Annotated in this window: 26 protein-coding genes; 15 read left to right on the top strand and 11 right to left on the bottom strand. The window is 71.0% G+C overall.

Features of this window, described 5'->3' with window-relative positions:
• Positions 1–7: 7 nt before the first annotated feature.
• Together OG485_RS11980 and OG485_RS11975 are read right to left on the bottom strand one after the other, a co-directional pair.
• Positions 8–1402, bottom strand: coding sequence for a metallopeptidase TldD-related protein (locus tag OG485_RS11980; RefSeq protein ID WP_328668084.1), 1395 nt, complete (start codon positions 1400–1402; stop codon positions 8–10).
• Positions 1399–2922, bottom strand: coding sequence for a TldD/PmbA family protein (locus OG485_RS11975; protein WP_328668083.1), 1524 nt, complete (start codon positions 2920–2922; stop codon positions 1399–1401). The genes OG485_RS11980 and OG485_RS11975 overlap by 4 nt, the downstream gene beginning before the upstream one ends.
• A 271-nt stretch (positions 2923–3193) precedes the next feature.
• On the opposite strand from OG485_RS11975, the gene fabG reads away from it, so the two are divergent.
• The 3 genes from fabG to OG485_RS11960 all read left to right on the top strand — a co-directional run bounded on the left by fabG (position 3194) and on the right by OG485_RS11960 (position 5216).
• Positions 3194–3898 carry a 3-oxoacyl-[acyl-carrier-protein] reductase gene (gene fabG, locus OG485_RS11970; RefSeq protein WP_328668082.1) on the top strand — a complete coding sequence of 235 codons (705 nt, stop codon included), beginning with the start codon at positions 3194–3196 and terminating at the stop codon, positions 3896–3898.
• 5 nt (positions 3899–3903) lie between these two features.
• The gene (fabI, locus tag OG485_RS11965; protein ID WP_328668081.1) at positions 3904–4671 is read left to right on the top strand and encodes an enoyl-ACP reductase FabI; all 768 of its coding nucleotides are present in this window, start codon (positions 3904–3906) and stop codon (positions 4669–4671) included.
• A 158-nt stretch (positions 4672–4829) separates the two neighbouring features.
• Positions 4830–5216: a hypothetical protein gene (locus OG485_RS11960; RefSeq protein ID WP_328668080.1), complete on the top strand. Its 387-nt coding sequence runs from the start codon at positions 4830–4832 to the stop codon at positions 5214–5216.
• 90 nt (positions 5217–5306) lie between these two features.
• On the opposite strand, the gene OG485_RS11955 is transcribed toward OG485_RS11960, so the two are convergent.
• Positions 5307–5993 carry a FadR/GntR family transcriptional regulator gene (locus tag OG485_RS11955; RefSeq protein WP_328668079.1) on the bottom strand — a complete coding sequence of 229 codons (687 nt, stop codon included), beginning with the start codon at positions 5991–5993 and terminating at the stop codon, positions 5307–5309.
• Between the two features lie 111 nt (positions 5994–6104).
• Between OG485_RS11955 and OG485_RS11950 the strand changes: the two genes are divergently transcribed.
• The 4 genes from OG485_RS11950 to OG485_RS11935 all read left to right on the top strand — a co-directional run bounded on the left by OG485_RS11950 (position 6105) and on the right by OG485_RS11935 (position 8911).
• Positions 6105–7550: a CynX/NimT family MFS transporter gene (locus tag OG485_RS11950; protein WP_328668078.1), complete on the top strand. Its 1446-nt coding sequence runs from the start codon at positions 6105–6107 to the stop codon at positions 7548–7550.
• 61 nt (positions 7551–7611) lie between these two features.
• Positions 7612–7728, top strand: coding sequence for an SGM_5486 family transporter-associated protein (locus tag OG485_RS11945; protein WP_326788600.1), 117 nt, complete (start codon positions 7612–7614; stop codon positions 7726–7728).
• A gap of 283 nt (positions 7729–8011) precedes the next feature.
• Entirely contained in the window at positions 8012–8227 is a 216-nt protein-coding gene (locus OG485_RS11940) for a hypothetical protein (RefSeq protein ID WP_326788601.1), read from the top strand.
• A gap of 165 nt (positions 8228–8392) precedes the next feature.
• Complete coding sequence (locus OG485_RS11935) at positions 8393–8911, top strand: SixA phosphatase family protein (RefSeq protein WP_328668077.1); 519 nt, start codon at positions 8393–8395, stop codon at positions 8909–8911.
• A gap of 72 nt (positions 8912–8983) precedes the next feature.
• Here the strand turns inward: OG485_RS11935 and serB are convergent, their stop codons facing one another.
• Entirely contained in the window at positions 8984–10201 is a 1218-nt protein-coding gene (serB, locus tag OG485_RS11930; RefSeq protein ID WP_328668076.1) for a phosphoserine phosphatase SerB, read from the bottom strand.
• Positions 10202–10712: 511 nt separating this feature from the next.
• Complete coding sequence (locus OG485_RS11925; protein WP_328668075.1) at positions 10713–12569, bottom strand: streptophobe family protein; 1857 nt, start codon at positions 12567–12569, stop codon at positions 10713–10715.
• 238 nt (positions 12570–12807) lie between these two features.
• Here OG485_RS11925 and OG485_RS11920 point away from each other — a divergent pair, with 238 nt between their 5' ends.
• A complete protein-coding gene (locus OG485_RS11920) occupies positions 12808–15291 on the top strand; it encodes an ABC transporter ATP-binding protein/permease (protein ID WP_328668074.1) in 2484 nt (827 codons plus the stop codon).
• Positions 15292–15373: 82 nt separating this feature from the next.
• Here OG485_RS11920 and OG485_RS11915 read toward each other — a convergent pair whose 3' ends face one another.
• The 3 genes from OG485_RS11915 to OG485_RS11905 all read right to left on the bottom strand — a co-directional run bounded on the left by OG485_RS11915 (position 15374) and on the right by OG485_RS11905 (position 18249).
• Positions 15374–16141, bottom strand: coding sequence for a transglycosylase SLT domain-containing protein (locus OG485_RS11915; protein ID WP_328668073.1), 768 nt, complete (start codon positions 16139–16141; stop codon positions 15374–15376).
• A 291-nt stretch (positions 16142–16432) separates the two neighbouring features.
• Positions 16433–17545 (bottom strand): S-adenosylmethionine:tRNA ribosyltransferase-isomerase, encoded by a 1113-nt coding sequence (locus OG485_RS11910; protein WP_328674332.1) that lies wholly within the window; start codon positions 17543–17545, stop codon positions 16433–16435.
• Positions 17546–17553: 8 nt separating this feature from the next.
• The gene (locus OG485_RS11905) at positions 17554–18249 is read right to left on the bottom strand and encodes an SDR family NAD(P)-dependent oxidoreductase (RefSeq protein WP_328668072.1); all 696 of its coding nucleotides are present in this window, start codon (positions 18247–18249) and stop codon (positions 17554–17556) included.
• 183 nt (positions 18250–18432) lie between these two features.
• Between OG485_RS11905 and OG485_RS11900 the strand changes: the two genes are divergently transcribed.
• The 4 genes from OG485_RS11900 to OG485_RS11885 all read left to right on the top strand — a co-directional run bounded on the left by OG485_RS11900 (position 18433) and on the right by OG485_RS11885 (position 21062).
• Positions 18433–19599: a GAF domain-containing sensor histidine kinase gene (locus tag OG485_RS11900; protein WP_328668071.1), complete on the top strand. Its 1167-nt coding sequence runs from the start codon at positions 18433–18435 to the stop codon at positions 19597–19599.
• On the top strand, positions 19592–20233 hold the full coding sequence (locus OG485_RS11895) for a response regulator transcription factor (protein ID WP_328668070.1): 642 nt from the start codon (positions 19592–19594) through the stop codon (positions 20231–20233). The genes OG485_RS11900 and OG485_RS11895 overlap by 8 nt, the downstream gene beginning before the upstream one ends.
• Positions 20234–20378: 145 nt before the next feature.
• Positions 20379–20624 carry a chaplin gene (locus tag OG485_RS11890; protein ID WP_328668069.1) on the top strand — a complete coding sequence of 82 codons (246 nt, stop codon included), beginning with the start codon at positions 20379–20381 and terminating at the stop codon, positions 20622–20624.
• A 198-nt stretch (positions 20625–20822) separates the two neighbouring features.
• The gene (locus OG485_RS11885; RefSeq protein ID WP_328668068.1) at positions 20823–21062 is read left to right on the top strand and encodes a chaplin; all 240 of its coding nucleotides are present in this window, start codon (positions 20823–20825) and stop codon (positions 21060–21062) included.
• A 334-nt stretch (positions 21063–21396) separates the two neighbouring features.
• Here OG485_RS11885 and OG485_RS11880 read toward each other — a convergent pair whose 3' ends face one another.
• The gene (locus tag OG485_RS11880) at positions 21397–22185 is read right to left on the bottom strand and encodes a hypothetical protein (protein ID WP_328668067.1); all 789 of its coding nucleotides are present in this window, start codon (positions 22183–22185) and stop codon (positions 21397–21399) included.
• A gap of 121 nt (positions 22186–22306) precedes the next feature.
• On the opposite strand from OG485_RS11880, the gene OG485_RS11875 reads away from it, so the two are divergent.
• The 3 genes from OG485_RS11875 to OG485_RS11865 all read left to right on the top strand — a co-directional run bounded on the left by OG485_RS11875 (position 22307) and on the right by OG485_RS11865 (position 24719).
• Entirely contained in the window at positions 22307–23098 is a 792-nt protein-coding gene (locus OG485_RS11875; RefSeq protein WP_328453994.1) for an ABC transporter ATP-binding protein, read from the top strand.
• Between the two features lie 96 nt (positions 23099–23194).
• Positions 23195–23629 (top strand): NfeD family protein, encoded by a 435-nt coding sequence (locus OG485_RS11870; protein WP_328668066.1) that lies wholly within the window; start codon positions 23195–23197, stop codon positions 23627–23629.
• A gap of 130 nt (positions 23630–23759) precedes the next feature.
• Positions 23760–24719 carry an SPFH domain-containing protein gene (locus OG485_RS11865; protein ID WP_328668065.1) on the top strand — a complete coding sequence of 320 codons (960 nt, stop codon included), beginning with the start codon at positions 23760–23762 and terminating at the stop codon, positions 24717–24719.
• A 69-nt stretch (positions 24720–24788) separates the two neighbouring features.
• Here the strand turns inward: OG485_RS11865 and OG485_RS11860 are convergent, their stop codons facing one another.
• Together OG485_RS11860 and OG485_RS11855 are read right to left on the bottom strand one after the other, a co-directional pair.
• Positions 24789–25295, bottom strand: a complete 507-nt coding sequence (locus OG485_RS11860) for an HNH endonuclease (RefSeq protein WP_326788617.1) — start codon at positions 25293–25295, stop codon at positions 24789–24791.
• 144 nt (positions 25296–25439) lie between these two features.
• Positions 25440–25979, bottom strand: a complete 540-nt coding sequence (locus OG485_RS11855) for a YbhB/YbcL family Raf kinase inhibitor-like protein (protein ID WP_328668064.1) — start codon at positions 25977–25979, stop codon at positions 25440–25442.
• Between the last annotated feature and the right edge of the window lie 35 nt (positions 25980–26014).

Below are 26014 nucleotides of genomic sequence, written 5' to 3'. Positions count from 1 at the left end.
TACGAGGTTATACGCCCTGGCTGACAGAGCTCATATTGAAGTCCGGCACCCGAAGGGCGGGCATCGCGGCCCTGGTGAACCAGTCGCTCCATTCACGGGGCAGCGTCTTCTCCGTCCGCCCCGCCTCCGTGGCCCGCCCCAGCAGGCCCACCGGTGACTCGTTGAACCGGAAGTTGTTCACCTCGCCGACGACCTCGCCGTTCTCGACGAGGTAGACGCCGTCCCGGGTCAGCCCGGTCAGCAGCAGGGTCGCCGGGTCGACCTCGCGGATGTACCAGAGGCAGGTCAGCAGCAGACCGCGCCCGGTCGCGGCGACCATCTCCTCCAGAGAGCGGTCCTCGCCGCCGTCGAGGACGAGGTTCCCGATCGTCGGCGTCACCGGCAGCCCGGTCAGCCCGGCGCTGTGCCGGGTGGTGGACAGATGCCGCAGCTCGCCCTCCCGGATCCAGTCGGTGGCCTTCAGCGGCAGCCCGTTGTCGAACACGGAGGCGTCGTCGCCCGAGGAGTGCGTGAGGACGAAGGGAGCGGACTCCAGGCCCGGCTCGTTCGGGTCGCTGCGCAGCGTCAGCGGCAGCTCGGTGAGCCGCTCGCCGATCCGGGTGCCGCCCCCGGGCTTGCTGAAGACGGTCCGGCCCTCGGCGGCGTCCCGGGCGGCGGCCGACCACATCTGGTAGATCAGCAGGTCCGCGACCGCGGTCGGCGGCAGCAGGGTCTCGTAGCGTCCGGCGGGCAGCTCGACGCGCCGCTCGGCCCAGCCGAGCCGTACCGCCAGCTCCGCGTCCATCGTGGCCGGGTCGACGTCCTTGAAGTCCCGCGTCGAGCGTCCCGCCCAGGCCGAACGCGTACGGTCCGGGGACTTGGCGTTGACCTCCAGCGTGCCGTTCGGCTGGTTGTGCCGCAGCCGCAGGCCCGTCGACGTACCGAGGTAGCTGGAGACGAGTTCGTGGTTGGCGAAGCCGTACAGCTCACGGCCGCCCGCACGCGCGCGGGCGAACGCCTCGCCGAGCGCCGGTGCGAAGTCGGCGAAGACGGTGGACGAGGTCTCGGCGGGCGCGTCCGTGAAGTCGGGGGACTCCGGTACGCCCGTCACCAGTGCCCGGCCGTCCTCGGCGGGCCCGGCGCCCCGCGCCGCCGCCTCGGCCGCCCGTACCAGGGGCTCCAGCTCGTCGGCGGTCACGGCCGAGCGCGAGACCACCCCGGACGAGGTGCCCTCACGGCCGTCGACGGTGGCGATCACGGTGAGCGTGCGGCCGCGCGTGACCCCGTTCGTGGTGAGCGCGTTGCCCGCCCAGCGGAGGTTGGCGCTGGACTGCTCGTCGGCGATCACCACGCAGCCGTCGGCCCGGGACAGTTCGAGGGCGCGCTCGACGACCTCGTGCGGCTTGTTCGTACGGGCACTCATCGACCGGCCTCCTGCGTCGTGTTCAGAATGTTGACGCCCTTGAAGAGGGCGGAAGGGCAGCCGTGCGACACCGCGGCGACCTGGCCGGGCTGGGCCTTGCCGCAGTTGAAGGCGCCGCCGAGGACGTACGTCTGGGGGCCGCCCACCGCGGCCATCGAGCCCCAGAAGTCGGTGGTCGTCGCCTGGTACGCGACATCACGGAGCTGGCCCGCGATCCGGCCGTTCTCGATCCTGAAGAAGCGCTGGCCGGTGAACTGGAAGTTGTAGCGCTGCATGTCGATGGACCAGGAGCGGTCGCCGACGACGTAGATGCCGCGGTCGACGCCTCCGATCAGGTCCTCGGTGGACAGCCCGCCGGGGTCCGGCCGCAGCGAGACGTTGGCCATCCGCTGCACGGGAACATGCCCGGGGGAGTCGGCGTACGCGCATCCGTTGGAGCGCTCGAAGCCGGTCAGCCTCGCGATCCGCCGGTCGAGCTGGTACCCGACGAGCGTGCCCTCCTTCACGAGGTCCCAGGACTGGCCCTCGACGCCCTCGTCGTCGTACCCGATGGTCGCGAGGCCGTGCTCGGCGGTGCGGTCACCGGTCACGTTCATCAGATCGGAGCCGTACCGAAGCTTGCCGAGCTGGTCGAAGGTGGCGAAGGAGGTCCCGGCGTACGCGGCCTCGTAGCCGAGCGCACGGTCCAGCTCGGTGGCGTGCCCGATGGACTCGTGGATGGTCAGCCACAGGTTGGACGGGTCCACGACGAGGTCGTACAGTCCCGCCTCGACGCTCGGCGCCCGCATCTTCTCCGCGAGCAGTACGGGAATCCGCTCCAGCTCGGAGTCCCAGTCCCAGCCGGTGCCCAGCAGGTACTCCCAGCCGCGCCCGACCGGCGGCGCGATCGTCCGCATCGAGTCGAACTCGCCGCTGGAGTCGTCGACGGCCACCGCGGTGAGCTGCGGGTGCAGCCGCACCCGCTGCTGCGTGGTCACGGTCCCGGCGGTGTCCGCGTAGAACTTGTTCTCGTGCACGGTCAGCAGGGACGCGTCGACGTGGTTGACGCCCTCGGCCGCCAGCAGCCGCGCGCTCCAGTCGGCCAGCAGCCCCGCCTTGTCCTCGTCCGGCACGGAGAAGGGGTCGATCTCGTACGACGAGACCCACGTCTTCTCGGCGTGCACCGGCTCCCGGGCCAGCTCCACCCGCTCGTCCGACCCGGCCGCCTTGATCACCTGGGCCGACAGCTTGGCCATCGCCACGGCCTGCGAGGCGACCTTCGCGGCCGCGTCCATCGTCAGGTCGACGCCCGACGCGAACCCCCAGGTCCCGCCGTGCACGACCCGTACGGCGTACCCCAGGTCCGTGGTGTCCGACGATCCGGCCGGCTTGGCGTCGCGCAGCCGCCAGGACGCGCTGCGCACCCGCTCGAACCGGAAGTCCGCGTGGTCGGCGCCCAGCGCCCGCGCCCGCGCGAGCGCGGCGTCGGCGAGTGCGCGCAGCGGTAGCGCCGTGAAGGCTTCGTCGATGGAATGAGGCACCGAGGTCTCCCTGCTGTCGTGGCCCGTCGGGTCCGATCATGTCGCGCGGGCGGGTCCGGCGGCCACGCCTTTGCCGTGACCGGGCGCGTCTTTCGGCCGCGAGGCGTCCGTCTTCAGGCCGTGGAGCCCCGGCTTTCTGTAGGGATCCGACAGCAGTGACCCGAACCCACTGTCGGTGCCCGATTCTCTGGGAGGCCTGGCGGACCGATAGGTTTTCGGAGAAGGCGCCTGTATTGCAGGGGTTTCAGTCCGCTAACGAAAGGGTGATCCGTTGAGCCGCTCGGTTCTCGTCACCGGAGGCAACCGGGGCATCGGCCTCGCCATCGCCCGCGCATTCGCCGACGCAGGCGACAAGGTCGCGATCACGTACCGGTCCGGTGAGCCGCCGGCCGGCTTCCTCGCGGTCAAGTGCGACATCACCGACACCGAGCAGGTGGAGCAGGCCTACAAGGAGATCGAGGCCGAGCACGGCCCGGTCGAGGTCCTGATCGCCAACGCCGGCGTCACCAAGGACCAGTTGCTGATGCGCATGTCCGAGGAGGACTTCACCTCGGTCATCGACACGAACCTCACCGGCACCTTCCGCGTGGTCAAGCGCGCCAACCGGGGCATGCTGCGGGCCAAGAAGGGCCGCGTCGTACTGATCTCCTCGGTCGTCGGGCTGCTCGGCTCGGCGGGGCAGGCGAACTACGCCGCGTCCAAGGCCGCCCTTGTCGGCTTCGCGCGATCGCTCGCCCGCGAGCTCGGCTCGCGCAACATCACCTTCAACGTCGTCGCGCCCGGCTTCGTCGACACCGACATGACGCAGGCGCTCACCGAGGAGCAGCGCGGCAACATCGTGTCGCAGGTGCCGCTGGGCCGTTACGCGCAGCCCGAGGAGATCGCCGCGACGGTGCGGTTCCTCGCCTCGGACGAAGCCTCGTACATCACTGGAGCCGTCATCCCTGTTGACGGCGGACTGGGAATGGGTCACTGATCACCATGAGCGGAATTCTCGAGGGCAAGCGCGTCCTGATCACCGGTGTGCTGACGGAGGCCTCCATCGCCTTCCACACCGCCAAGCTGGCCCAGGAGCAGGGCGCCGAGATCATCCTCACCGCGTTCCCGCGGCCCACGCTGACCGAGCGCATCGCCAAGAAGCTGCCCAAGCCCACCAAGGTCATCGAGCTCGACGTCACCAACGACGAGCACTTGGGCCGGCTGGCCGACGTCGTCGGCGAGGAGCTCGGCGGCCTGGACGGCGTCGTGCACTCCATCGGCTTCGCGCCGCAGGACGCCCTCGGCGGCAACTTCCTCAACACGCCGTTCGAGTCGGTCGCCACCGCCATGCACGTCTCGGCGTTCTCCCTGAAGTCGCTGACCATGGCCTGCCTGCCGCTGATGCAGAACGGCGGCTCGGTCGTCGGTCTCACCTTCGACGCCTCGTTCGCCTGGCCGCAGTACGACTGGATGGGCCCGGCGAAGGCCGCCCTGGAGGCCACCAGCCGCTACATGGCACGCGACCTGGGCAAGCAGAACATCCGCTGCAACCTCGTCTCGGCGGGCCCGCTCGGCTCCATGGCCGCCAAGTCCATCCCGGGCTTCGGCGAGCTGGCCTCCGTGTGGGACAACCGCTCCCCGCTGGAGTGGGACCTCAAGGACCCGGAGCCGGCCGGCCGCGGTGTCGTCGCTCTCCTGAGCGACTGGTTCCCGAAGACCACGGGCGAGATCATCCACGTGGACGGCGGTCTGCACGCCATCGGCGCGTAAACGCTTACGCCCGGTTCCGACGCCCCGTTTCCCGCAGCGCGCGGGGAGCGGGGCGTCGCCCGTTCGGCCCAGTCGGCCGGGCGGGCGGGACCCCCTGACCGGCACTCTGGGAGAACGCACCGCCCGCCCCGCAGCCTTACGGCCGAGGAGGTCCCCTTGTGCGCCTGTCCCGCCGCTTCGTTCCGGTGTTCGCCGCTGTCGCCCTGGTGCTGGCCGTTCCGTACGACGCGATGTCCCACCCTCGCGTGGAGGGTGTGAACGAAGGGTCGTCGCAGGCCGCCGGGAACGAGGGGGCACGGCGGCCGGCCGTGCCCCAGCCGTTCGGCGCCGAGTGCCGGATCACCGTCACCGGCTCCCGGGCCGTCGCGTACTGCCACAACCCCTATGTGGGCACCGACCGCGTCGCTCTGCACGTCGAATGCGCCCGCTGGTGGGACATCGACAGCGACAGCGCCCCGGTCGAGGTCGGACCGGCGACGACCGTCCGGCTGACCGGCCGCTGCTGGAAGGAGATCCGCGCGGTCTGGATCACCCACGAGGACTGAGATCCTCCGGCCCCGGGCCTCCGCGCCCGTCCCGGGGCCGGCGCTCCGTGTCCGTGCCTGCTCCCTGTGGGCCGGGCCGGCGCTCCGCGCCTACTCCCGGGCTCCCGGCGGGCCGGGCCGGCACTGGAAGGGATAGCTCGCGGCCTCCGCGGCCGCCGCCTCCGCGTCGCCCGTCCTGATCGCGTCGACGAGCAGGGCATGGTCCATGTACGACTCCGGTGTCAGCTCCTTGCCGACGTCCACGCGCAGCCAGTCGCGCAGCACCTCGCTCAGATCCGCGTGCATCGCCGTCATGACGTCGTTGTGGGACGCGGCCACCACCGCCAGGTGGAAGGTCGCGTCGGCGGCCACGAAGGCCTCCGCGTCGCCCGACTCCCAGGCCTCCTCACGGCGTACGAGGAGTGTCTCCAACTGCTTGAGATCGCGTTCCGTGCGCCGTTCGGCGGCCAGCCTCGCGGCGCTCGACTCCAGCGTGGACCGCAGTTCGGCGATGTGCCGCGGGTCGGCGTCCGCGAACCGGCGGTGCATCACGCCCGCCAGCTCGCTGGTCGCCACGACGTAGGTGCCCGATCCCTGCCGGATGTCCAGCAGCCCGTTGTGGGCGAGCGCCCGGACCGCCTCGCGCACGGTGTTGCGGGCGACGCCGAGCTGGTCGACGAGCTCCGGCTCGGTGGGGATACGGGAGCCCACCGGCCACTCGCCCGAGGTGATCTGGTTCCGCAGCTCGGCGATGACCTGCTCGGACAGGGCCGAACGGCGGGGATGGCTCAGCGGCATGACGGTCCTTCGTACGGGCCCGGGTGTGATCGTTCGCGCGGGGCCGGAGATTCCGGAGATTAACGCAGCGGCATTGGACAGCCAATCATCCTATGATTCTATGATGGGGCCATGGTCCCCGAGGAAACCCGCACGCCGGTACGGCCCCCCGCGATACGCCGCTCCACCGGCGGCACGGCACCCGCAACGCCCCTCCCGCGCGCGTGGACGACACGGCTCATGGTGGCCGGCGTCGTCCTCGCCGCCCTCAACCTGCGCCCGGCCATCACGAGCCTCGGCGCCCTCCTCGAAGAGGTGCGCGACGACCTCGGCATGAGCGGCGGCGCCGCCGGACTGCTCACCTCCGTGCCACCTCTGTGCTTCGCCGTCTTCGGCGTGACGGCACCGCGGCTCGCCCGCCGTTTCGGGCCCGCCGCCGTGGTCTGCGCGGGCATGGTCGCCATCGCGACCGGCCTCGCCGTGCGTCCGTACATCGGCGGAACGGCCGGTTTCCTGGCCCTGACCGCGCTCGCGCTCATGGGCATCGCCGTCAGCAACGTCCTGATGCCGGTGATCGTCAAGCGCTGGTTCCCCGACAGGGTCGGCTCCATGACGGGCCTGTACTCGATGGCCCTGGCCCTGGGCACGTCCGCCGCGGCGGCGGCGACCGTCCCCATGACCGGCGCCCTCGGCGGCGACTGGCGCTCCGGCCTCGTGGTGTGGGCGGGACTCGCGGCGGCGGCCGTCCTGCCGTGGGTGCTGCTGGTACGAGCGCGGGGCGCCGGTCCCGGCACCGGTGACCGTGAACCGGCCGCGTCCGCCGCGGTCCGTACCGGTGACCCCGCGCCCGCCGCAGCCGCCGCGGCCCCCTCCGCCACCGCGGCCGGTACCGGTAAAGGTGCGCCCGCCGCTGCCGCAGGCACCCCCACCGCGTCCCGCGCAGGTGTCCCGGTGCCCGCTGCCGCCGTCGTCACCGGCCACGCGCCCGGGGGACTGCGCATCACCCGCAGCCGTACCGCCTGGGCCCTGGCCGTCTTCTTCGGCCTCCAGGCCACCGCCGCCTACATCACGATGGGCTGGATGGCCCAGATCTTCCGCGACGCGGGCGTAGCCGCCGGCACCGCGGGACTGCTCCTCGCCGTCACGATGGTGATGGGCGTGCCGCTGGCCTTCGTCATCCCGCGCCTCGCCACCCGCCTGCCCCGGCAGGGGCCCATCGTGGTCGTCCTCGGCCTCTGCGGACTCGCCGGATACGCGGGCCTCTACCTGGCCCCGGCGGCGGGCGCCTGGGCCTGGGCGCTGTTGCTCGGCGTCTCCAACTGCGCCTTCCCGCTGGCACTGACCATGGTCGGCATGCGCGCCCGCACCGGCGCCGGTGTCGCCGAACTGTCGGCGTTCGCCCAGAGCGCCGGGTACCTGATCTCGATCCCGGGCCCGCTGCTCGTGGGCGTGCTCTACCAGCACAGCGGCGGCTGGGGCCTGCCGCTCGCGCTGATGGCCGGGCTGATGGTCCCGCAGATCGCCGTCGGCATCCTGGCGGGCCGCGACCGCACGGTGGAGGACGAGGCCGCCGGATGACCCCGGCTCCCGGAAGGGCCCCGGCGGCGGTACGGCTGACGAAGGGTGCGAGACTGGCCGTATGCCTGTGCTCGACCCGAACCCCCAGAACGGCCAGAAGAAGCTGCTGCTCGTGCTCGGCGCGATGCTGGCCATCACAGTGATCATCGGCATCATCGCGTCCGTCGCCTCCCCGTGACCGTCGCCTCCCGATGACCGGCGGGGCCCCGGGCCCCGCCAGCCTCGCGCCGGCCGCCGTCGCACCGGTGCCGTGACGCCCCGCACGCCCCTCCGGCCCGCGCCGTCCGCTACATCGGCCGGCCCTCGCGCCCGGAGGTAGGGATAACCCCCCGTCCCCTAGGGGGCGAGTGTCAGGGTCAAGTGGGTGGATCACCGGATGGGCCGAGCGCTGCGGATTCCGTAGCTTCGAATCGTGACCGCGAACCGCGGCCAGGGACCACTCGAAGACTCACGGAGGCGGCATGTCGGCCCCTACGCACACCCGCCCCCACCCGGCGACCACGGGACGCGTGGACATCCGGCTGCCCTGGTGGGCCCTCGCCCTGCCCACGCTCGCCTTCGTCACCCTGCTGCTCATGATCCTCAACCCGGCGGACGCGCACGCCGCGACCGGCGACCCGGCGATCACCCACCTGTTCGAGCGCGTCCAGCAAGCGGTCCTGCACAACGCCCCCTGAGCCCCGGACCCCGGGCCCGGCCGCCGCGCACCAGGGAGTTCCGGCCCGCCCCGGCCCCCCTCGCGGGGCATGCCGTTCCCCCTGACGGAGCAGGGCGTCACCCTCGCCGGGGGACCGCATCAACTCCCTGCGCCCCATGGCATGTTTCGTGCGAAGCTGGGACGCATGAGCGTCGCAGAATCCCGCAGGATCGTCCTCTTCCGGCATGCGAAAGCCGACTGGCCGCAGATGTCCGACCATGAGCGGCCGCTCGCCGACCGGGGCCGTATGGACGCCGCCGTCGCCGGGCGCAGGCTGGCCGACAGCGGCATCCCCCTGGACCTGGCCCTCTGTTCCACCGCGATCCGGACCCGCGAGACATGGAAGCACGCCGTCCAGGAGCTCCCGCACCGGCCGAAAACGGTCTACGAGGAGCGGATCTACGACGCCTCGCCCGGCGAGCTGATCGCGGTGCTCAACGAAACCCCGGACGACGCCCGGAACGCGATCCTGATCGGCCACAACCCGGGCATGCACGGCCTCGCCGAGATCCTGGCGGGCCAGGCCGAGGGCGACACGCGCGCCCGGATGAACGCCCACGGCTTCCACACCGCCGCGTTCGCGGTCCTCGCCTTCGACGGCCCCTGGAAGTCCCTCGAACCCGGATCGGCCACCCTGACCGACTACTGGGCCCCGACGGAGTGAACCCGCCCCGACGACGGACGGGGGCCGGCACCGCCACGGTGCCGGGCCCCCGTCCGTCGTCGGGACCGTCACTCAGCCAGTGCTGTCGTCCTCGTGCATGTCGGCGGCCTCGACCTCTTCACGGGTGACGCCCAGCAGATACAGGACCGTGTCGAGGAACGGGAAGTTCACCGCGGTGTGCGCGGCCTGCCGTACGACCGGCTTCGCGTTGAACGCGACCCCGAGACCGGCGGCGTTCAGCATGTCGAGGTCGTTGGCGCCGTCGCCGATCGCCACGGTCTGGGCCAGCGGAACCCCGGCCTCGGCGGCGAACCGGCGCAGCAGCCGCGCCTTGCCCGCCCGGTCCACGATCTCGCCGGTGACCCGCCCGGTCAGTTTCCCGTCGACGATCTCCAGGGTGTTGGCCTGGGCGAAGTCGAGCCCGAGCCGCTCCCGCAGATCGTCGGTGACCTGGGTGAACCCGCCGGAGACGACGCCGACTTGGAAGCCGAGCCGCTTCAGCGTACGAATCAGGGTCCGCGCGCCCGGCGTCAGCCGCACCTCCTCGCGCACCTTCTGCACCACCGACGCGTCGAGCCCCTCGAGGAGCGCCACGCGCGCGTGCAGGGACTGCTCGAAGTCCAGCTCACCGCGCATCGCGGCCGCCGTGACCTCGGCGACCTTCTCCTCGCACCCGGCGTGTGCCGCGAAGAGCTCGATCACCTCGTCCTGGATGAGCGTGGAGTCCACGTCCATCACGACGAGCCGCTGGGCCCGTCGGTGCAGGCCCGCGGCCACGACCGCGATGTCGACACCGAGTGCCGAGGCCTCGGTCACCAGCGCGGTGCGCAGCACCTCGGTCTCCGTACCGGACACCGCGAACTCGACCGCGGTCACCGGGTACTTGGCCAGCCGGAAGATACGGTCGATGTTGCCGCCGGTCTTCGTGATGCGCGCGGCGATGGCGGCCGTCGACTCCGCGGTGAGCGGATGTCCGAGCACCGTGACCAGCGAACGTCCCGAGCCACGCGGGCGGTTGTCGCCGAGGCCGGAGATGATCTCCGCCTGCATCTTCATCGACTCCGCCCAGCTGTGGACGGTCGACCGGAGATCGCCTTCGAGGCTTGCCGGCGGCTCGGTCACGAGCGCGCACAGCACGATCCGGCCCCGGGTGACGACCTGCTCGATGTCGACCACGTCGACGGAGTAGGCGGCGAGGGTGTCGAAGAGTCCGGCGGTGATGCCCGGCCGGTCCTTGCCGAAGATCTTGACAAGAAGAGTGGGCACATCAGGGGTATGTGAAGCGCTCATGGTATTTCCCACCGTATCCGGCACCCAGTGCCTCCCGCCCGCCCGGTCCGCCTAGCGGACACGGAACACTGGGTGACGCCCCGAGGACCCACGGGTGACGAACGTCCACCCGGCCGGCCCGGGGACCCACCCCGCACCCTCCGGTTCACCCCACCCCCGGTCCCACGTGCCCCACAACCGCTTCTTCGCCCCCTCCGCCCCTACCCTTCCCACCCCTGGGGCTCCGCCCCAGACCCCGCTCCTCAAACGCCGGAGGGGCTGGGATTTCACGCATGGAACGGCCGGAACCACGACGCACCCGCAGCCGGGATCCGGCGGGAGGGGCCGTGCCGGTACATCACATGCCCGTCGCTTACGTCCGGATCGAGCAGCGGCTCCCTACAAAACCCACGTCTGATCCAGCGGCGACGGGCGGATGTACCGGCACGGCCCCGACCCACCCACCGGACCCGCACCGCAAACGCCAGCGCAGCGACACCGCACCCGCGAACGCCGGCGCAGCGAACCGCCCTCAACGCCGAGGCCGACGCGGAGGCGGCGGCCCCTCGTCCGGCGGCGGCGGAACGGGCGGGGGAGGCGGCGGCGGCGGCCCGTCCGGCCGCCGCTTCGACGACGGCCCGATCGGTCCCACCACGGTCGGCGCCCCGTACACATCACCCGGTGCCCGGGAACCAGAACCTCTCGGAGCCGCCCTCCGGTCCTCCGGTTCCCGCAACTCGTCCGGAACCCTCAGGTAGGGATTGGTGTCGGGGTTGGGCGCCCGGTACGACCCCCGAGGCCGATACGGCCCGACCGTCCCATCGTCACCAGCACCAGCACCAGCACCAGCACCAAGCCCCTCGGACCCCGCAGCCTCCCAGGACCCCCCAGAAACCCCAGGCCCCCCTGACCCCCCAGCCTCCCCGTCCCCCCATGCCACCCCGGCAGCCAGAGCAGCCCCGGCGGCCCTCCGCCCCGCGGCCCCGCTCGACCAAGCCAGCAACGCCCCCGCACCCCCGGCCCCCGCCCCCCACAGCGCACCCAGCACCAGCGCCGTCCCCAGGCGCCCGCGCAGCTCGATCCCCGCTCCGAACGCGTCGAACCCGAACACGGACAGGGAGGCGTCCACCGACACCTCCGTCAACCAGGCGAGCAGCGGCAGCGCCAGCGCCGTCACGACCCCCAGCCGAAGTGCGCAGCGCCCGGCGAACCGCAGAGCACTGTCCCCCCGTACGCCAGGGCCCCCCGGTGCTCCCCCTGCCGCCGCACTCCCCGCCCGTACGAATGGCGTACGCGCAGCCGTCAGGACGCCCGCGTACAGCATCATCAGAGCGGCCGCGAGCGCCAACAGCCATACGCGCCCGTCGAGTTCGGCGAGCCGTCCGAGGGTGACGGGCCGGGACGCGTCGGCGGTCAGCAGCTTGTCGAGGGGGTCGGGCAACAGCTTGGCGAGCTCGCCGGTGGCTTTTCCGTCCCAGGGGACGAAGAGGCCGAGGGGGATGCCGAGCCACACGCCGTTGGGCGCGCCGAGCAGCGCGGCTCCCGCGATCCGCTTCGGGTGGTCGTCGCCGATCGCCGCGTAGGCGGCCGCCGCGAGCCCGGCGAGGACGGCGACCAGCAGGACGGTGACGAGCGAGGAGACGGCCGGCCGCACCGCGCGGTGCACGGCGTCCCAGCCGCGCGGCAACGGCGTACGCCGGGAGGCCAGCAGTGCGATCAGCAGCACCGCGGCGGCCCACGCGGCTCCGCCGAGCAGGGTCGGCACGGTGTCCACGGAGAACCCCACGGCGGCCTTCGCCTTCACGAGGTCATCGATCTTGCCGGGCAGTAGACCGCCGAGGTCCCCGAGACCGCCGGGGAGTTTGTCGGTGATGGAACCGAGCCCGCCGTCACCGCCCGCGGCCTTGCCGAGTCCGAGCTTGTCGCCGTCGATCGTGATGACGTCGTGTCCGGCCCAGGCGAGCCCGCCCAGGGTCGCCACGAACAGGGCGACCACCGAGCCCGCCCGTGCCAGGAGTTCGGCCGGTGTGATGACAGCTCCCGCCCCGCGCAGGGAGCGCAGGAAGAACCACGACAGCAGCAGGGCACCGACCAGGGCGACGCCGAGCGGCGTGATCTGTATGGCGGTGTGCGCCTGCGCTCCCTTCAGCCCGAAGGCCGAGACGTTGCCGGAGGGTGTCACCGTGCCGCCCGCTCCGAGCGCCACCATCGCGGCGGTCATGGGGCCGAGCGAGGCCGCCGCGTCCGCCCCGAGCAGGTGCAGACCGAGCGCGGCGGTGCCCGCCATCCCGATCAGTGCCCAGCTCACGGAGGCGACCGCCGACAACAGCACGTCCCCCCACGGCACACTCCTGGCGCTCCCGCCGTGGTGCATGGTCCCGATGCTCATCGCCAGACCCCCCGATCAGCGCCGCGGTGATCCCGCGCATGTCCCCCTCGTGTGGGATTACCACTCTCCGGGCCGGTTTCAACCCCGTCAACGGATACGGGCGACCCGCCCGTCACCGAGGTTCCCAAGGCCCGACTTTCGGTCAGGGGGCCTGAACTGAAATAGTTCCCCACGATGTTCGACATCCCTAGACTCCCTGCGATGGGGGAAACTCGGGGGACAACTCAGTGGGGCTGGAGTGCCGGAACTCGTACTGGAATTGAATGGACGGACCTGGACGCTCGACGCGTCCAGGCCTCACACCCTCGGACGTGATCCGCAGGGGGACGTCGTGCTCGAGGACGCCAGGGTCTCCTGGCGCCACGCCACGATCAGCTGGAACGGCCGCAGTTGGGTCATCGACGACCACGGGAGCACCAACGGCACGTTCGTACAGGGGCAGCGGATCCACCAGGTGGAGATCGGTCCCGGATCGGCTGTGTTTCTCGGCAACGCGACCGACGGTCCGCGCCTGAGTGTGTCCGGTGCCGCGGCCCCGGTGGCGCAGCAGCCGTTCGCGGCGCAGGGCGCCGGCCCCGGCTGGGCTCAGCAGCCGACGCCGCAGGCGTCGACGCCTGCGCAGAACGCGCAGCAGGCGGGGGGCATTCCGCAGCAGCAGGGACCCGGCGGTGGCGCGGGGGCACCGCCGGTCTACGGCGACCGCAGCCCGACGACCTTCCACCAGTTCTCGCTGGGCCGCGTGATGCGCATCGGCCGTGCGCTGGAGAACGAACTGGTGGTCTCCGACCTCCAGGTCTCGCGCCACCACGCCGAGTTCCACGCGACGCCGGACGGCCGCTTCGAGATCCGTGATCTCGGCTCGCACAACGGCACGTACGTCAACGGTATGCCGATCGCCAAGGGCGGCTCCGCGCTGCTCGGCCCGAACGACATCGTCGGCGTCGGCCACTCGACGTTCCGGCTGGTCGGCGACCGGCTCGAGGAGTTCGTCGACACCGGCGAGGTCTCCTTCTCGGCCCGCCACCTGACGGTCACCGTCGACGGCGGCAAGCAGATCCTCAAGGACGTCTCCTTCGGCGTACCCGAGAAGTCGCTCGTCGCGGTCATCGGCCCCTCGGGTTCGGGCAAGTCGACGCTCCTGAAGGCGCTCACGGGCTACCGCCCCGCCAACCAGGGCGACGTCCTCTACGACAACCGGAACCTGTACAAGCAGTTCGCCGAGCTGCGCCAGCGCATCGGTCTGGTCCCGCAGGACGACATCCTGCACAAGGAACTGACCGTCAAGAAGGCCCTCAAGTACGCGGCCAAGCTGCGCTTCCCCGCCGACACCACGGGCGGGGAGCGCGATGCGCGCATAGACGAGGTGCTGCGCGAGCTGAAGCTGGACGTCCACAAGGAGAAGAAGGTCACCTCGCTCTCCGGTGGCCAGCGCAAGCGTGTCTCGGTGGCTCTGGAGCTGCTCACCAAGCCGTCGCTGATCTTCCTGGACGAGCCGACCTCCGGTCTCGACCCGGGCATGGACCGCGATGTCATGCAGCTGCTGCGCGGCCTGGCCGACGACGGCCGTACGGTCCTCGTCGTCACGCACTCGGTGGCGGAGCTCGCGATCTGCGACAAGCTCCTCGTGATGGCGCCCGGCGGCTCCGTCGCCTACTTCGGTCCGCCGGAGGAGGCGCTGAACTTCTTCGGCTACGAGACCTGGGCCGACGTGTTCTCCGCGTTCGAGAACTACCGCGACTACGACTGGGCGGGCCGCTGGAAGGGCTCGCAGCACTACCAGATGTACGCGGCGGACATCGACGCGGTGGCTCCGCAGTCGACGCAGATGCCGTCCGCGCAGGCGATGAAGCCGCCGAAGCCGCAGAGCTGGGGCTCCCAGCTGATGACGCTGATGCGCCGCTATGTCTCGGTGATCGTGTCGGACAAGGGCTTCCTCGCGCTGACGGTGATCCTGCCCGCTGTCCTGGGCTCGGTCAGCCTGCTCATCGACAACGGCAAGACGCTGCTGGTCAACGACAAGATCCTGCCGTCGGGCGCCCATGTCGCGAACGGCACCGCCACGACCGTGCTGCTGATCCTCGCGGTCGGGGCGTGTTTCGCGGGCGCCGCCAACTCGGTCCGTGAGCTGATCAAGGAACGGGTGATCTACGAGCGGGAGCGCGCGACGGGTCTGTCGCGTTCGGCGTACCTGATGTCCAAGGTGATCGTCCTCGGTGTGATCACCATGCTGCAGGGCGCGCTGGTCGGCGCCATCGGCTTCGGCAGCCGCGAGGTCCCGTCCGAGGGCCTGATCCTCAAGAGCCTGCCCAAGGTCGAGCTCACGCTGCCGATCATGGCTCTGGGCTTCGTGTCGATGATGTTCGGCCTGATCATCTCCTCGCTGGTGAAGACCGCGGAGAAGACCATGCCGCTGCTGGTCATGTTCGCGATCGTCCAGGTGGTCTTCACCGGCTGTCTGTTCATCCTGAACGGCACGGTGGGTGTCAACCAGTTCTCGTACCTGATGCCGGCCCGCTGGGCGGTGGCCGCGTCCGGGGCCACGCTGGACCTGAACAACATCTTCCCGAACCAGGACGACCCGACGAGCACGGACCCGTTGTGGGACCACACGGCCGGAGCCTGGACCGTGGACATGATCGCGCTGATCGTCCTCGGTGTCGCCTGCGGCTTCTTCGTGGCCCGCTTCCTGCGCCGCCACGAGCCCGAGGTCATGCGCAAGTAGAGGCCCGGGAACGACGCGAGGGCGGCACCCCTGATCGGGGTGCCGCCCTTCGGCGTCTGTGTGGGAACTCCGCGCTGAGTCCTCAGTACGCGCTGTTCACGTTGTCCATGGAACCGTACTTGTCGGCCGCGTAGTTGGCGGCGGCGGTGATGTTGGCGACCGGGTTGTAGATGTCCCACGAGGTGCCTTCCACGTGGTACGCCTTGAACGTCGGCGGGATGACCTGGAGCAGACCCTTCGACGGGATGCCGTTGATGGCGTTGATGTCCCAGTCGTTGATGGCCATCGGGTTGCCCGAGGACTCACGCATGATGTTCTTGTGCAGCCCGTGGTACGAGCCGGGGATGCCCTTCGCCTTCATGATGTCGAGGGACTCGCGGATCCAGCCGTCGAGGTTGTTGGCGTACGTCTTCGCGGAGACCGTCTGCATCTTGATGCGCTGCGTGGAGCGGCTCGCGGTGGCGGCCTTCTTCCTCGCGTCGGCCTGGGCGGCGGCCTTCTTCTTCGCGGCGGCCTGGGCGGCGGCCTTCTTCTTGGCGGCCGCCGCCTGGGCGGCCTTCTTCTTCGCCGCGGCCGCGGAGTCCGCCGCCTTGTGCTTGGCCTCGATGGTCTTGGCCTTCAGATCGGCGGCGCTCGTGCCGGCCACGTCGGACTCGACGCCCTTGATCTGCTTTCCGCTGTAGGCGACGGGCGCCGTGGAGGCGGCGGCGTCCGTGGTGGTGTGGGAGCCGCCCGGCGCCAGGGAGAACGCGAGGGTGGCGGCACCGAGGGTGGCCACACCGGCGACCGAGTACTTGTGGAGCTTCGTCAGCTTCGGACTACGACCACGAGCGGCAATGTTCTTGAGCATGACTGATAGACCTCTTCGAATAGCGCGGAGGTCGCTCTTCGTCCCGGTTGGGGACTGTGTTTCCGGAACAAACGCCCCGGGGGAGAACCCGAGGCGCTGAGCGACATGAGCAATTCTTAGCGGTCGCAAAATGCCGTGGCAAAGGTGTGACCTACGAAGCCGGGTAGTGGACGCAGATGGGGCAAATCAGGGCAGACTGGCACGTCTCCCCTGGTCACCTTGTCCCTTTTATCTCCTATGCTCCTTCGTACGTGACGTGGACCCTATGCGCGGGCTCACAGGGGACCACGATCATTCTGACGTGGAGTTGCGAGAGTAACGCTCAGAGTGAGGCCTCTCGGGGAGGATGAGGTGCACGTCGCCGAACTCGTGCCAGAGGTAGCGCCCGCGCAGCGCCTCCTCGTACGCACGCTCGATCGCCGCCCCTCCCGTGATCGCCTCCAGCATCAGCAGATGCGAGGCCTCCGGCTCGTGCAGCCCGGTCAGCAGCCCGTCGACGGCCCGCACACCGCGTTCCGGAGTCACCACGAGACCGGTCCACCCCTTCGCCGCCCGGACCAGCCCGTCCTCACCGGTCGCGGACTCCACGGCCCGCACCGCCGTCGTACCGACCGCGATGATCCGGCCTCCGCCGGCCCGCGCGGCGTTGATCAGCCGGGCCGACACCGCCGGAACCTCGTACCGCTCCGGATACGGAGGCTCGTGCGACTCCGCCGAGGCGACCCCCGTGTGCAGGGTGACCGGCGCGAACTGCACCCCCCGGCTCACCAGCTCCGCCACCAGACGCGAAGTGAAGGGGCGCGCCGCGCTCGGCATCTCCGCGCTTCCCGCCCCGTCGTCCGACGGCAGCGCGAAAACCGTCTGGTACACGGACAGCGGCTGGTCCCGGTCCGTGTAGGAGTAGCGGATGGGCCGCCCGTACCGCCGCAGCAGCCCCAGCACGTCCGCGTCCGGCACCCGCCCCCACCACAGCCGCTGCCCCCGCGGGGTCAGCGGCTCCTCCAGGACGAGGCGAGCGTCCCCCGGCAGGCACACCACTGTCCCCCCGGGGCCGCCCGCACGCGCGCGCGTGGTCCCCCGGCTGTCGGGATCCCGCAGTTCGACCGCCCAGCGCCCGTCGTCGCCGCGCGTGGAGAAGTGCACCACCACGCGCGCGTGCCCGATCCGCCCGTCCACGGCCGCCGCCAGAGTGGCCGAGGTGTTGACGATCAGCAGATCCCCGGCCCTCAGCCGCCCGGGCAGCTCCACGAACGCGTGATGCGACACCTCGGTACCGCGCGACACCAGCAGTCGTACGGAATCCCGGTCGCGGCCGGGACCGCGCTGCTCCGCCGGCACCCGCGCCGACAGTTCCTCCGGAACGCTTCCCCACGCCCGGCCGCGCCCGGCCCGGGAGACCCCCATCGCCGTCGTCACCGCTCCTCCAGCAGATCCGAAGCCGCGTAGCGCCCGCTGGCCGGCCGCTCGTCGAGCAGACGCAGGAAGGCCGGAACCGCACTGGTCGGTGCCGGCCGCGGACCGTCGTCGTCCGGTACGGCCGCCGTGTAGAGGTCCGTCTCCATGTCTCCCGGATCCACCGCCCACACCCGCAGGCCGGGCTCCTCCTCACCGAGCACCGCAGAGAGATGGTCCAGCGCCGCCTTCGAGGCCCCGTAGCCGCCCCATGTCTCGTACGCCTGAACCGCGGCGTCCGAGCTGACGCCGACGACCGCGCCCGCCCCGGCCGCCCTCAACAGCGGCAGCGCCTCCTGGACCAGACCCAGCACGGCCACCACATTGACCTCCAGAGCCCGCCGCAGCCCCTCGGGATCCAGCTCCTCCAGGCGCACCAGCGGCTCCGCGCCCAGCGCGCTCGCGTTGTTCACGAGCAGGTCGACACCGCCCAGCTTCCGGGCCGCGGCCACCAGGTCGGCGCGATGACCGGAGTCCGTCACGTCCCCGGGGAGAGCCTCCACCCGCGGCCCGTACGCGCGGAGCGCCTCCGCGGTCTCCTCCAGCACCCCGGCCGTCCTGGCGTCGAGCACCAGATCCCAGCCGCGCTCGGCCAGAGCCGCTCCGAGCGCCCTCCCCAGTCCCTTCGAGGCCCCTGTGATGATCGCTACCGGCATGACATCCGTCCCCTCGCTCAGCCGCCTTCCCGGCGGGTGTCCTCACGGTAGGAACGCGGCCCGCCCGAGCGCCTCGTGCGGTGGCCGCAATGATCAGGGGCCCTTCGTCCTAGGCCCAATGGCCCGGAGGACGAGGCCACCGGGCCGATACGCGGTGTCACACCCCGCCGGTAGTTTGGGGTCATGAGTCACGGACCCCGGTCGGGCCTGTACGCGGTGAGCTCCGCGTTGCTGGCCATGAGCAGGCATCTCGAAGTGCGCGACGTCCTCAAGACGATCGTTGCTTCGGCGCGCGAACTGCTCGACGCGCAGTACGCGGCGCTGGGCGTGCCCGACGACCACGGAGGCTTCGCCCAGTTCGTCGTCGACGGGGTCAGCGACGCGCAGTGGAAAGCCATCGGACCGCTCCCGCGCCAGCACGGCATCCTCGCCGCGATGCTGCGCGAGGCCCGCCCCGAGCGCCTGGCCGACGTGCGCAAGGACCCCCGCTTCGAGGGCTGGCCCGCCGCCCACCCCGACATGTCCGACTTCCTGGGCCTGCCCATCCGCGACGGCGACGAGATCATCGGCGCACTCTTCCTCGCGAACAAGGTGCGGCCCGAGGGGGAGCCTCCGTGTCCCCGGCCGGACGGCCGCTGCGGCTTCACCGAGGACGACGAGGAACTCCTCACCATCCTCGCCCAGCACGCGGCGATCGCCCTGACCAACGCCCGGCTCTACGAACGCAGCCGCGAACTCACCATCGCCGAGGAGCGCTCCCGGCTCGCGCACGAACTGCACGACGCCGTCAGCCAGAAGCTGTTCTCCCTGCGCCTGACCGCGCAGGCCGCCGCCACCCTCGTCGACCGCGACCCCTCCCGCGCCAAGGGCGAACTCCAGCACGTGGCCGCGCTCGCCGCGGAGGCCACCGAGGAACTGCGCGCCGCCGTCGTCGAGTTGCGCCCCGCGGCCCTCGACGAGGACGGGCTCGTCGCCACCCTGCGCACCCACATCCAGGTCCTCGACCGCGCCCACTCCGCGCGCGTGACCTTCTCCAGCCACGGTGTACGAGCACTGCCCGCCTCCCAGGAGGAGGCCGTGCTGAGGGTCTCCCAGGAGGCCCTGCACAACGCGTTGCGGCACTCCGGCGCCGCCCGCGTCGACGTCACCCTGGACCGGCGCGGCCCCGGCGCCGTGCTGCACGTCCGCGACGACGGCAGCGGCTTCGACCCCACCGCGATACGCAGCGCCGGCCGCCATCTCGGCCTGGTGTCCATGCGGGACCGGGCGAGCGGGGTCGGCGGCACACTCACCGTGGAATCGGCGCCCGGGAAGGGCACCGTGATCGAGATGGAGGTCCCTGGTGGCTGACGCAATCAAGGTGCTGCTCGTCGACGACCATCAGGTCGTCCGCCGGGGACTGCGCACCTTCCTGGAAGTCCAGGACGACATCGAGGTCGTCGGGGAGGCGTCCGACGGAGCCGAAGGCGTCGCCCGCGCCGAGGAGTTGAAACCGGACATCGTGCTCATGGACGTCAAGATGCCGGGGATGGACGGCATCGACGCGCTGCGCAAGCTCAGTGAACTCGCCAACCCCGCGCGCGTGCTGATCGTCACCAGTTTCACCGAGCGGCGCACGGTGGTGCCGGCCCTGCGCGCGGGCGCCGCCGGGTATGTCTACAAGGACGTCGACCCGGACGCGCTGGCCGGGGCCATCCGCTCGGTCCATGCGGGACACGTCGTCCTGCAATCCGAGGTCGCGAGCGCCCTGCTGTCCCAGGAAGAGGTCAACTCGGGCCAGGGGAGAGGTGTTTCGCTCACCGAACGGGAGCGGGAGGTGCTCGGCCTGATCGCGGACGGCCGCTCCAACCGGGAGATCGCCCGCGCCCTCGTCCTCTCCGAGAAGACGGTGAAGACCCACGTCTCGAACATCCTGATGAAACTCGACCTCGCCGACCGGACCCAGGCCGCGCTCTGGGCGGTGCGGCACGGAATCGCGGACTGATCGTCAATTCGGAGGGTTTCGCTCCGGGATGAGATTCATACCGTCGTGTGTATGTCACCCGGATGGCGCATCCTCCGTGGGGTCCGGCCGTTCTCCAGTGCGCCGCGGCGGTCCGCCGCGGTGTTCGCGAGGAGGGGTTTCGCAAGTGAAGAACCTGAAGAAGTTCACGGCTGTCGCGATGGTGGCCGGCGGTCTGGTCGCCGCCGGTGCGGGCATGGCCTCGGCCGCGGACGGCGCGTCGGCGGGCGGCAAGGCCGTGGGCTCCCCGGGCGTCGTCTCCGGCAACCTCGTCCAGGCCCCGGTCGACGTCCCGGTGAACGTGGTCGGCAACAGCGTGAACGTCATCGGCGCCCTGAACCCGGCTTTCGGCAACCTTGGCCTCAACCACTGAGGTTCCCCGTCGAGGCGACCACGACCACCGGCCTTCCGGGGGACTTTCCGGGGGCCGGTCGGCTTGTCCGCTCATCCGCGGACTGAACCGGACGGGGCAATCGGCAGGGCCTTCCCGTGCCGTCTTCGGCTCCCCGGCGTTGCTCAGCGTACGACCCGCGACAGGATCGTAGCCGTGAACGCAGGAGGAACGCTTCCCATGAACATCGCCAAGAAGGCCGCCCTGGCCGTCACCGTCGTCGGTATCGCCGTAGGTGCCGGTGCCGGTGCCGCTGTCGCCGACTCGGGTGCCGAGGGCGCCGCCGCGCACTCGCCGGGCGCCGTCTCGGGCAACGTCGCCCAGGTCCCCGTCCACGTCCCCGTCAACGTCGTGGGCGACTCCGTCAATGTCGTCGGCCTCCTGAACCCGACGTTCGGCAACGCGGGCGTCAACGGCTGATTCACCCCGTCCGGAAGGGCCCCACGAACGGAAACGTTTCGTGGGGCCCTTCGGCATGCGGCCCCCAGCACCGAGCACCCTGGAGCACGCCCACCGCCCCCGGCACACAAGCTCCCCGGCGCGGGAGTTCGTGGGGCGCCCCCACTGCCCGGCACGCTCCCGCGCGCGAGCGCCCCGCCTGGAGCACGCGCAGCACTCGAAGCACCCGGCGTACGCACCGCGCAAGGTGTGCGCGCCGGTCTCCCGCGCTCCGACGACGGTCCGCAGGACCTGCACGGCAAGGAAGCCACCGTGCCCAGCGCAGCGCCATGTCCAGCCCCGCGCCGCCCCGCGCTCAGCGCACCCCGCGTTCGCGTTCCTCGACGAAGGCGTTGTACGCGGCCACCTGCGCCCGCCGGGCCGTCCGTTCCACCGGTCGCAGCGCCTCGGCCCGCGCGGCCATCTCCGACGCGCTCACCGCGCCGCCGTGCCCGCTCTCGTACGCCACCAAGATCAGCGCCCCGACCCGCTGAGCCAGTTCCAGCACCCGTACCGCACGCGGCGGGTACCCGGGGGCCAGCACCTCGCGCCCCCGTTCCGTCCGCGCCCGGAACGCGTCGACCGCCGCCGCCGCGACCGGCCCCGAGCCGGCCACGTCCAGCCGTGACAGCACCTCCGTGGCGTCGCGGAGCGCCTCCGCCAGTTCCCGCTCGGCCTCCCCGAGCGAGGGCACGTCGGCGGGCGGCGCCTCGCGTACGGCGAGGCAGTGCCAGACGACCTCGACGTGCACATCGCCGGCGGGCCCGGCCTCGTACACCTCGGGCACGAGCCCCAGCGCCGCGCCGTGGCAGACCACGGCCTCCTCGGCGTCGAGAGCGCGCGCGTTGAACTCGGGCGGTCCGCTGAGCCCGAGCGGATGCCCCGGCGCGGGCAGCGCGACCCGCAGTCCGGTCACCCCGAGCGTGCGCAGCCGGCCGAGGGCGAGCGTGAGCCCGACGGGCGCAGACTCGCCGGGCAACCCCTCGACCCGGTGCACCGCGTCGTCCCCGACGATGGCGAGCACGGCGTCGTCCGGAGAAACAAGTCCGGCCAATAGGGCATTTCCCCATGCCGTCAGCTGTCCTGAGCGTGGTTCCGAGAGCATGCCCCCACCCTAAGGACCGGCCGATGGGTCGGGGTGGCCGACCGGTGGCGTAGGTTTTCCCTGGGGGCTTCGTCCACAGACGCAAGCGACGGCCGAGACTGCAATGGGAGACAACGCGCTCATGAGCGATGTACTGGAGCTGGTGGACGTATCCGTGGTCCGCGAGGGCCGGGCTCTGGTGGACCAGGTCTCCTGGTCGGTCAAGGAGGGGGAGCGCTGGGTCATCCTCGGCCCCAACGGCGCCGGGAAGACGACCCTCCTGAACGTCGCCTCCAGCTACCTGTTCCCCAGTGCGGGCACGGCCACCATCCTCGGTGAGACCCTCGGCAAGGTCGACGTCTTCGACCTGCGCCCGCGCATCGGCATCGCCGGTATCGCGATGGCCGAGAAGCTCCCCAAGCGTCAGACGGTCCTCCAGACCGTCCTCACCGCCGCGTACGGCATGACGGCCGGCTGGCACGAGGACTACGAGGACATCGACGAGCAGCGCGCCCGTGCCTTCCTCGACCGCCTCGGCATGAGCGACTACCTGGAGCGCAGGTTCGGCACCCTCTCCGAGGGCGAGCGCAAGCGCACCCTGATCGCCCGCGCCCTGATGACCGACCCCGAGCTGCTGCTCCTCGACGAGCCCGCGGCCGGCCTCGACCTCGGCGGCCGTGAGGACCTCGTGCGCCGCCTCGGCCGGCTCGCCCGCGACCCGATCGCCCCCTCCATGATCATGGTCACGCACCACGTCGAGGAGATCGCCCCGGGCTTCACCCATGTCCTGATGATCCGTCAGGGCAAGGTGCTCGCCGCCGGCCCGCTGGAGCTCGAACTCACCTCGCGCAACCTCTCCCTCTGCTTCGGCCTTCCCCTCGTCGTCGAGCAGGTCGGCGAGCGCTGGACCGCGCAGGGCCTGCCGATGGCCTGAAACCGTCACAACGCGCGGACGCACCCCCGTCACCCGGCGTACCCGACTTGATCGCGCACTCTGTCCGCCGGGGGAGCGCGGTCCTACCATGACCACGTGAACGACATCAACGCATGGGTGTGGTGGCTGGTCGGGGCGGCCGGACTCGGCATCCCGCTCGTGGTGACCGCGATGCCGGAGTTCGGCATGCTCTCCGTGGGTGCCGTCGCAGCGGCGGTCGCCGCGGGCCTCGGCGGCGGTGTCGTCATCCAGGTACTCGTCTTCGTCGTCGTATCGGTCGCGCTCATCGCCGTCGTACGCCCCATCGCGGCCCGGCACCGTGCCCAGCGCCCCGAACTCGCGACCGGGATCGACGCGTTGAAGGGCAGGCAGGCCATCGTCCTGGAACGCGTGGACGGTTCGGGCGCCGGCCGCATCAAGCTCGGCGGAGAGATCTGGTCCGCGCGTTCCCTCGACGGCGCACAGGCCTACGAGGTGGGCCAGGAAGTGGATGTCGTGGACATCGACGGAGCCACGGCCATCGTCATGTGACCTCGTACAACGCAAGTGAACCGAACGCCCCACGTGGCAGACGACGTTCTGTCAGACTCGTCCAGCAAGATCTTCAACACCCATAAGATCTTTCGGAATTGCCGAGTGGAGAAGGGTACGGGGAGCATCGATGGAACCGATCATCATCGTCCTGATCATTCTGGTGGTGCTGGTCTTCATCGCCCTGATCAAGACCATCCAGGTCATCCCGCAGGCCAGCGCCGCCATCGTCGAGCGTTTCGGCCGCTACACGCGGACGCTGAACGCAGGCCTCAACATCGTCGTCCCGTTCATAGACTCCATCCGCAACCGCATCGACCTGCGTGAACAGGTCGTGCCGTTCCCGCCGCAGCCGGTGATCACCCAGGACAACCTGGTCGTCAACATCGACACCGTCATCTACTACCAGGTCACCGACGCGCGAGCCGCGACGTACGAGGTCGCCAGCTACATCCAGGCGATCGAGCAGCTCACCGTCACCACCCTGCGCAACATCATCGGCGGCATGGACCTGGAGCGGACCCTCACCTCCCGCGAGGAGATCAACGCGGCCCTGCGCGGCGTCCTCGACGAGGCCACCGGCAAGTGGGGCATCCGCGTCAACCGCGTCGAGCTGAAGGCGATCGAACCGCCCACCTCCATCCAGGACTCGATGGAGAAGCAGATGCGCGCCGACCGTGACAAGCGCGCCGCGATCCTCACCGCGGAAGGCATCCGGCAGTCCCAGATCCTCACCGCGGAAGGCGAGAAGCAGTCCGCGATCCTGCGCGCCGAAGGTGAGGCCAAGGCCGCGGCCCTGCGCGCCGAGGGCGAGGCCCAGGCCGTCCGCACGGTCTTCGAGGCCATCCACGCCGGAGACCCGGACCAGAAGCTCCTCTCCTACCAGTACCTCCAGATGCTCCCGAAGATCGCCGAGGGCGACGCCAACAAGCTCTGGATCGTGCCCAGCGAGATCGGCGACGCCCTCAAGGGCCTCAGCGGGGCCATGGGCAACTTCGGCAACCTGGGCGGGGGTTCGGGCAACCGGGGCTCCTCCGGGGATTCCGGCGGCAGCAGCGAGCGCCGGGAGAAGCCGTCCATCACGGACTGACGCGCACGACGGTACGACGATGGGGCCCACCTCCCGCGGGAAGTGGGCCCCATCGTCATGTCGTACGGGCTACGCGGCCGGCTGGGCCAGCCACTCCGGCAGCGCGTCGAAGTCGTCCTGACCGAGCGCCAGCAGCATGGCATCCGCGGGCGTCGGCTCGAACGGCTGCCGCAGCAAGGGCATCTGGGCCTGCTCCGGGGTACGGTCCGCCTTGCGGTGATTGTCCTCGGCACACGAGGCCACGGTGTTCAGCCAGGAGTCCTGACCGCCCTGAGCCCGCGGCACGACGTGGTCCACGGTCGTGGCCCGGCGCCCGCAGTAGGCGCACCGGTGCCGGTCGCGTACCAGCACACCCCGCCTCGACCACGGCGCTTGTCTTCGGAACGGCACCCGGACGTAACGGCAGAGCCTGATCACCCGGGGCACGGGTATGTCCAGCGCGGCACCGCGCATGCGCAGTTCGGGGTGAGCCTGCTCGACGACGGCCTTGTCCGTCAGCACCAGAACGACGGCTCGGTTCAACGTCACCGTCGACAACGGCTCAAAGCTCGCGTTCAGTACCAGCGTGTCCCGCATCCAGCCCACCTCCTATTGCGCACCGGCCCACCTGCGGCGGGCTGGGATCAACTCTGGCCGGGCACGCCGAGATGGACAACGCAATAAAAAATGCCCGCCCCTGATCACTTCCATGACCAGAGGCGGGCAAACGTTCTATGAACGTCAGTCTTCGGCGGGAGCCGCGTACTCGCCGATCAACTGGGCGCGCGCCAGTGTGTGGAACCGCAGATTGAAGCCCACCACGGCGGGTGAAACGTCCGCGTCGGGACCGAGCTTCTCCTGATCCACGGCGTACACCGTGAAGACGTACCGGTGCGCGGGGTCCCCGGCCGGCGGCGCGGCGCCGCCGAAGTCCCGGGACCCGTAGTCGTTGCGCACCTGGACGGCACCGTCGGGCAGACCCTCGAACTTGCCGCTGCCCGCGCCCGTGGGCAGCTCCGTCACCGAGACCGGGACGTCGAACAGCACCCAGTGCCAGAACCCGCTCCCCGTGGGGGCGTCCGGATCGAAGCACGTCACGGCGAAGCTCTTGGTCTCCGGCGGAAAGCCTTCCCAGCTCAGCTGCGGCGAGGTGTTCCCGGCCGCGTGGACCTGCGCGTCCTTCAGCACCGCGCCCGGCTCGACATCCTCGCTGGTGAGCGTGAACGCCGGCACCGGCGGATGGAAGTCGTGGGGAAGCGGCGGCCTCTTGAGCTCGGTCACGTCAGTACCTCCTGAACGGCGGAATCCGTGTTCCG

The sequence above is a fragment of the Streptomyces sp. NBC_00328 genome (assembly GCF_036139655.1).
In the GTDB taxonomy this organism is placed as follows: Bacteria; Actinomycetota; Actinomycetes; order Streptomycetales; family Streptomycetaceae; genus Streptomyces.
Note: the sequence above shows the minus strand (reverse complement) of the source record. Positions and strands in the feature narration are given on the sequence as shown.